This window comes from Pseudonocardia sp. McavD-2-B, assembly GCF_024124365.1.
Taxonomy (GTDB): Bacteria; Actinomycetota; Actinomycetes; order Mycobacteriales; family Pseudonocardiaceae; genus Pseudonocardia; species Pseudonocardia alni.
This window is the reverse complement of the sequence record NZ_JAMXSG010000393.1, coordinates 1-4,009: the sequence shown is the minus strand read 5'-3', so window position 1 is coordinate 4,009 and position 4,009 is coordinate 1. Positions and strand designations below refer to the sequence as shown.

4 protein-coding genes are annotated in these 4,009 nt (G+C 78.4%); all 4 read right to left on the bottom strand.

Annotation, left to right across the window (positions count from 1 at the left end; genetic code table 11):
- Positions 1-120 precede the first annotated feature (120 nt).
- Positions 121-918, bottom strand: coding sequence for an ABC transporter ATP-binding protein (locus NH602_RS29000; RefSeq protein WP_179762389.1), 798 nt, complete (start codon positions 916-918; stop codon positions 121-123).
- Positions 915-1,979: an iron ABC transporter permease gene (locus tag NH602_RS28995; RefSeq protein WP_253069467.1), complete on the bottom strand. Its 1,065-nt coding sequence runs from the start codon at positions 1,977-1,979 to the stop codon at positions 915-917. The genes NH602_RS29000 and NH602_RS28995 overlap by 4 nt, the downstream gene beginning before the upstream one ends.
- A complete protein-coding gene (locus tag NH602_RS28990; RefSeq protein ID WP_253069466.1) occupies positions 1,976-3,007 on the bottom strand; it encodes an iron chelate uptake ABC transporter family permease subunit in 1,032 nt (343 codons plus the stop codon). The genes NH602_RS28995 and NH602_RS28990 overlap by 4 nt, the downstream gene beginning before the upstream one ends.
- On the bottom strand, positions 3,004-4,009 hold a 1,006-nt coding region (locus NH602_RS28985), incomplete at its 5' end, for an ABC transporter substrate-binding protein (protein WP_308292892.1). The genes NH602_RS28985 and NH602_RS28990, both read right to left, overlap by 4 nt.

Here is a 4,009-nt window from a genome sequence, read left to right as displayed (position 1 = left end):
GGCGGGACGCACGTCTCCGCCCTCGCCGGGGCGGAGACGGGCAGGTCGCCGCACCGACGACCCGCCCGAGGGGGGCGGACCGGTCGTCGGCGCGCCACGCCCGACGGGGTGGGTGCGCGGTCAGGCGCTGACGGGCCGGGCCGGGGTGGAGCCCAGGTAGCTGCAGGTCAGCCGCCCCTCGTGGGTCGAGACGACCCCGCGCACGCCGAACACCTCGGCCAGCAGCCGGTCGTCGACGACGTCGCCGGGTGCCCCGTCGGCGTGCACCCGCCCGTCGCGCAGCGCGACGATCCGGTCCGCGCACCGTGCGGCCTGGGCGAGGTCGTGCAGCACCGCGACGACGGTCAGGCCGCGCAGCTCCTGCAGCTCCCGGACCAGGTCGAGCACCTCCAGCTGGTGGCGGACGTCGAGGTAGGTGGTGGGCTCGTCGAGCAGCAGCACCGGAGCGTCCTGGGCCAGGGCGAGCGCGATCCGCACCCGCTGGCGTTCCCCGCCCGACAGCAGCTCGACCGGGGTGTCGGCCCAGGCCTGGGTGCCGGTGGCCGCCAGCGCGTCGGACACCGCCGCGTCGGCGCCGCCGCCGAGCATGCCCAGCGGCCCGCGGACGGCGTAGCGGCCCTGGGCGACGAGCGCCCGCACGGTCACCCCGCCCAGCGGCGGCAGGGCCTGCGGCAGCACCGCGACCCGCTTCGCGACCTCCCGGCGCGGGGTCCCGGCCAGCGGCCGGTCGGCCAGGTGCACCGCGCCCGCGTCGGGCCGGTGCAGCCCGGCGAGCACCCGCAGCAGCGTGGTCTTCCCGCAGCCGTTGCGCCCCACCAGCGACAGCCACTGCCCGCGGGCGACCGCCAGGTCGACGCCGTCGAGCACGGTGCGCCCGTCGAAGCGCACCGTCACCCCCTCGGCCCTGAGCACCGTCACAGCGCACCTCCCACCGTCGTACGGGACCGTCGGCGGACGATCCCGATGAGCACCACCGCGCCGGCGACCGCCGTCACCGCTCCCGCGGGCACCCCGATCGGCCGGTCCCCGGCCGGGGCGAACGCCGTCAGCAACTGGGCGACGACGTCGGCCGTGACGACCGTGCCCGCCCCGGCCGTCGCCGCCGCGGGCACGAGCAGCCGCGGGTCGGCCGCGCCCCGCACCCCGAGCAGCGCACGGGCCAGGTGCGGGGCGAGCAGCCCGACGAACGCGAGCGCCCCGACCGCCGCGACCGCCCCGCCGGTGGCGAGCACGGCCAGCAGCACCGCGGCCGAGCGCCACCCGGACACGGCGAGGCCGACGCCGCGGGCGTGGTCGTCGTCGACGCCGAGGACGGCGAGCACCGGGCCGAGCAGCACCGCGAGGACCACCGCGGTCAGCGCGACCGGCCAGAGCGCGTCCCAGTGCTCCCAGCCACGCCCGTTGAGCGAGCCGACCAGCCACCGGACCATCGACCCGGCCAGCTGCGGGCGGGCGGTGAGCAGCAGCAACGTCGTCCCGCCGAGCACCGCCGACACCAGCACCCCGACGACGGCCAGCCGCAGCGGGTCCGCGGTGCCCGGCCCCGCGGCCCGGCCGGCGAGCAGCCACAGCACCCCGCCCCCGAGCGTCCCGCCGAGCAGGGCCACGGCCAGCACGCCGAGCGGGGTGCCGACCGGTCCGCCGAGCACGGTCCCCAGCACCGCGCCGAGCACCGCGCCGGAGCCGACGCCGGTCACCTCAGGGGAGGCGAGCGGGTTGCGCAGCACCGCCTGCAGCACCGTTCCGGCGACGCCGAGGCAGGCACCGGCCGCGAGCCCGACCAGGACCCGCGGTGCCCGCAGCTCCCGGACGAGGTCGGTCGACAGCGGGTCCGCGACCCCGGCGACGGCCGCGAGCGCGGTGCCGGGCCCGACGGCGGTGCCGACCAGGAGCCCGGCCAGGGCCGCGACCGCCACGCACAGTCCGAGCAGCCCGAACCGGGCCGCGAGCGTCGCGTCCCGGCCCACCGAGCGGTTCACCGCTCCACCGCCGCGGCGGGACCGTCGGTGCGGACGGGAACGGCCGTGCGGGCGGCCCGCGGGCGTCGCCACACCAGCAGCAGCCCGCCCGCGACGATCGCGACCCCCGCGGTGAAGCCGCCGACCGGCAGCTCCACCGGGTACAGCACGGTGCGGGCCAGCAGGTCCGCCACGACGACCACGGCCGCGCCCGCCCCGGCGCAGGCCGCGGCGCGGGGAAGCGGCCGGGCCGCGGGGAGCAGCACCCGCACCAGCTGTGGAGCGAGGAACCCGACCCAGGCGACCGGCCCCGCCGGGCCGACGACGGCCGCGACGAGCAGGCAGGCCACGCCCAGCACCGCCGCCCGGGCCGCACCGGTGCGCAGGCCCAGCGCGGAGGCGGCGTCGTCGCCGAGACGCAGCGGTCCCAGCAGCGGCAGCACCGCGACCCCCGCGACGAACGCGACCGCCAGCGCGGGCAGCACCGGCGTCACCGTCGCCCATGTCGTGCCGGTCAGCGAACCCAGCAGGTAGCGCACCAGCACGCCCTGCTCGGAGGAGCCGGTCATGGCGACCGCCGCGAGCAGCAGCGCCTGCAGCGCCGCCCCCACCCCGGCTCCGATCAGCAGGACCGCGGCCGGGCCGACGGCGCCGCGGACGGCGAGCAGGGTGAGCGCGCCCCCGGTCACCGCGCCGACCACGGCGGGCAGCAGCGGCGCGAACGGGACCGCGGCCCCGGTGACGATCGTGACCGCCACCGCGGCCGCGGCACCGGAGGACACCCCGAGCAGCTCGGGGACGGCGAGCGGGTTGCGCAGACCGTCCTGCAGCAGCAACCCGGCCAGCCCGAGCGCGGCGCCGGTGAGCACACCGAGCAGCAGCCGCGGCACCCGCAGCTCGGTGACGACGACGTGCTCGATCCCGCCCGCCGCGACCAGCACGGCGGGCAGCCGGTGCGGGGCGACGGCCGGGGTGCCGGTCCCGAGGACCAGCGCGGCGAGCAGCACCGCCCCGGCCGCGACGGCGAGCAGCAGCAGGGCCCGTCTCACCGGCCGGGGACCGCCGCGAGCGACTGGGTGACGATCGCGCCCAGGCTGCGGGTGCCGCGCCCGCTGCCCCACAGCCGCGGGTCCATCTCGTGCACGTTCCCCTGCTGCACCGCGGGGACCTGGGCCCACACCGGGTTCGCGGCGAGCTGGTCGGTCAGGGTGCGGTCGGCGGAGGAGAACAGCAGTGAGAACGCGAACACCACGTCCGGGGCCTGCGCGAGGATCTCCTCGACGCTGTAGGTGCTCGCGGTCTCGACGTCGGCGCCGCGCGGGACGAACGGGTAGTCGTAGAGCGTCGCGAGCAGGTTCCCGTTGACCGTGTCGGTGGTGTCGACGCCGATCGTGTCGGCGCTGCCGTACATCAGCAGGACCTTCCGGCCGGCCTTGCCGGTGGCGCGCGCCTGCTCGACGCCGTCGGCCAGCGTCGTGCGGAAGCGCAGTTCGCCCGCGGTGGCCTCGGCGGTGCGTCCGGTGAGCGACCCCAGGTCCCGCAGGTAGCCGACCGACTCCTCCCAGGTCGTCGGCTGCACCAGCCACAGCGGGGCGAAGCGCTCGATCGCCGCACGCAGCGGCTCGTGCACTCCGCCGAGCCCGATCACCAGGTCGGGACGCAGCGCGGCGATGGACTCGACGTCCTCGCTACCGAAGCTGCCGGCGACGGTCGGGACCTGCGCGGCGCGGTCGCCGAGCAGGACGGGGTTCTTCAGCAGGGCCGGGGTGGAGGTGCCGGCCGGGGTGAGCCCCAGCTCGACGACCATGTCGTCGCACAGGCCGGTCAGGCAGACGATGCGCGTCGGCGGGGCCGGCACGGTGACGGTGGCGCCGCGCGGGTCGGTGACCGTGAGTGCCGGCTCCAGCGGTGCGACGTCCCGGCTGACGGCGGGCCGCTCGGCGGCCGCCTCCGGCGCGGGCGCGGCCGACCCACCGCACCCGGCGAGAAGCAGGGCGACCACCGCGACCGGCAGCAGGGCGGCGATCCGGGAGGCACGGGACCGGGCGGCA